Below are 219 nucleotides of genomic sequence, written 5' to 3'. Positions count from 1 at the left end.
GACTGCAGACAACGTATTGAATGCAGCAGAGTCAGGTGGCAATGTAACCATCACAGGTACCTTGACGGGTATCCCTGCTGATGCAGCGACCAGTGCTGTGACCTTGTTGATCAAGGGCGTGACCTATACAGCGACCGTTGATCCAGCAACAGGCAACTGGAGCGCGAGTGTTGCAGGTAGTGACCTGTTGGCGGATGGTGATAAAACCATTGATGCAAC

1 protein-coding gene is annotated in these 219 nt (G+C 52.5%); it reads left to right on the top strand.

All coding sequences use genetic code 11. The features are described from left to right. Positions 1-219, top strand: a 219-nt coding sequence (locus GBI66_RS19605; RefSeq protein ID WP_171494363.1) for a hypothetical protein, incomplete at both ends; no start/stop codon positions are given.

It is taken from the genome of Acinetobacter sp. TUM15071 (genome assembly GCF_008980925.1).
Taxonomy (GTDB): domain Bacteria; phylum Pseudomonadota; class Gammaproteobacteria; order Pseudomonadales; family Moraxellaceae; genus Acinetobacter; species Acinetobacter dispersus.
The sequence above is the reverse complement of the archived record's forward strand: the minus strand, read 5'-3'. Positions and strand labels throughout refer to the sequence as shown.